This is a genomic window from Enterococcus sp. 3H8_DIV0648 (assembly GCF_002140655.1).
In the GTDB taxonomy this organism is placed as follows: domain Bacteria; phylum Bacillota; class Bacilli; order Lactobacillales; family Enterococcaceae; genus Enterococcus_A; species Enterococcus_A hulanensis.
Genome location: NZ_NGLG01000001.1, coordinates 1,306,623 through 1,308,181, shown reverse-complemented (window position 1 = coordinate 1,308,181; position 1,559 = coordinate 1,306,623). Strand labels below are relative to the sequence as shown.

The following is a 1,559-nucleotide window of genomic DNA, read 5'->3' as shown; positions in this document are numbered from 1 at the left end:
AGTATATAGGATTAATTCACAAAATGCATAGGTCTGAGGTTGTAATTTGTAAATTTCGTGTGAAACTTTATATTTTTTTAGATATTTAGTGACTGCGCTTACATCCTTGAACTGTAAACAAATAAAAACAGGAAGGAATCTCCTGTTTTTAGCGAGTTTATTTGGGTCGAAAATTTAAACGGGTTTTTTTAAGCGCCCGTTCGATCAAGTTCGTGAACATGAAGCCGATCGCGATGGCACCGGCAGTCACTAGAACTGTGACGACTTTTTCCATGGATTCGGTAAATTCCTGATTCATCATGTGGCGCACGGCCATATAAGCGGGGCCGCCAGGAACTAAAGGTACCAGACTCGGTACGTTAAAAACGATCACCGGCATATGCATGGTCTTTGAAAAAAGAATACTAATAAGTCCAATCATTAATGCTCCCAAGAAATTGGCGATGCCGATGTTTTGATGAAAGTATGTTTGTAAGATCCAAAAGGTCATCCAACCGGCAGCCCCGGTAAATCCGCAGGCTAAAAATGCGCGTCGAGGAATATTGGTGATGATACTGAAGGCGATCGTGCTAAACATACTAAATAAAAAATTGACAATAAAATTCATGAGCAACCTCCAAGTTTGATTCTTCTATTTAAAAGAAATTAAAAGCGACGATGATCCCGCCGCCGATCGCACCAGCGATAAACAGCGCTTCGGTGCCGCGAGCAACCCCACTGATCAAATGTCCCGCCATAATATCGCGAAACGCATTTGTAATTGCAAGACCGGGAACGAGGGGCATGATCGATCCAATGATCAAACTATTCACCTCATGAGCCACTGATAGGGAAACAGCCAGCAACGACAAACTTCCGATCACCAGTGCCGCCACAAAATCATTTAAGAATTTCATATTCAGCTTCTTGCCAAAAAAGGTGTGCACGCTAAAACCGATCATCCCAATAATAAATGTCGGAATAAAGTCAAACCAAGTGCCGTTTAAGATAATCATCAAGGTACTGCTGACGATCCCAGCAGAAATAATTTTCCATAAATAAGGAAAGTCCGGCGTGGCATCATCCACTTCTTCTAAATAAAGATAAAAATCAGGCAAGGAAAGCTCACCATCTGCGAATTGCCGCGAGCCTTGGTTAACCGCAGTCACTTTTTCCAGATTGATTGCCTGCGGCGTGATCTGGATCACCTGACTGCTTTGCTCAGAAGGGAAGCCGACGATCACGCCAGTAGCCGTCACATAAGTCTGGATATCATCCAGGCCGGCATTAATCGCGATCCGCTTCATCGTATCTTCCACCCGATAGACTTCAGAACCGGACTCCATCATGATCTTTCCGGCTTTTAAACATGTATTTAAAACGAGTTGTGCGTAATTTTGCTGCTCCATCAAGTGAACCTCCTTTTTCTATTCCTATACTATAGTAGAGAAAATAAATAAATTAAACAAGAAAAAGAATAAGGATTGTCACTGACGCTTTGAGAAAGTATAATAAAGTAACAGCAAAATTTTATTTGGCCGATCCTATTTGTGCTTTAAAGAAACACAAGAGCTGTCAAT

At 41.8% G+C, this 1,559-nt stretch carries 2 protein-coding genes; both read right to left on the bottom strand.

Annotated elements, in window-relative coordinates; translation table 11 throughout:
• Positions 1-157: 157 nt before the first annotated feature.
• Positions 158-607, bottom strand: coding sequence for a threonine/serine exporter family protein (locus tag A5875_RS05985; RefSeq protein WP_088932759.1), 450 nt, complete (start codon positions 605-607; stop codon positions 158-160).
• A gap of 28 nt (positions 608-635) precedes the next feature.
• The gene (locus A5875_RS05980) at positions 636-1,388 is read right to left on the bottom strand and encodes a threonine/serine exporter family protein (RefSeq protein WP_088932758.1); all 753 of its coding nucleotides are present in this window, start codon (positions 1,386-1,388) and stop codon (positions 636-638) included.
• Positions 1,389-1,559 lie beyond the last annotated feature (171 nt).

Coding starts and splice junctions, on each gene's coding strand:
- A5875_RS05985 (WP_088932759.1), bottom strand. CDS start 607: ATGAATTTTATTGTCAATTTTTTATTTAGTATGTTTAGCACGATCGCC.
- A5875_RS05980 (WP_088932758.1), bottom strand. CDS start 1,388: ATGGAGCAGCAAAATTACGCACAACTCGTTTTAAATACATGTTTAAAA.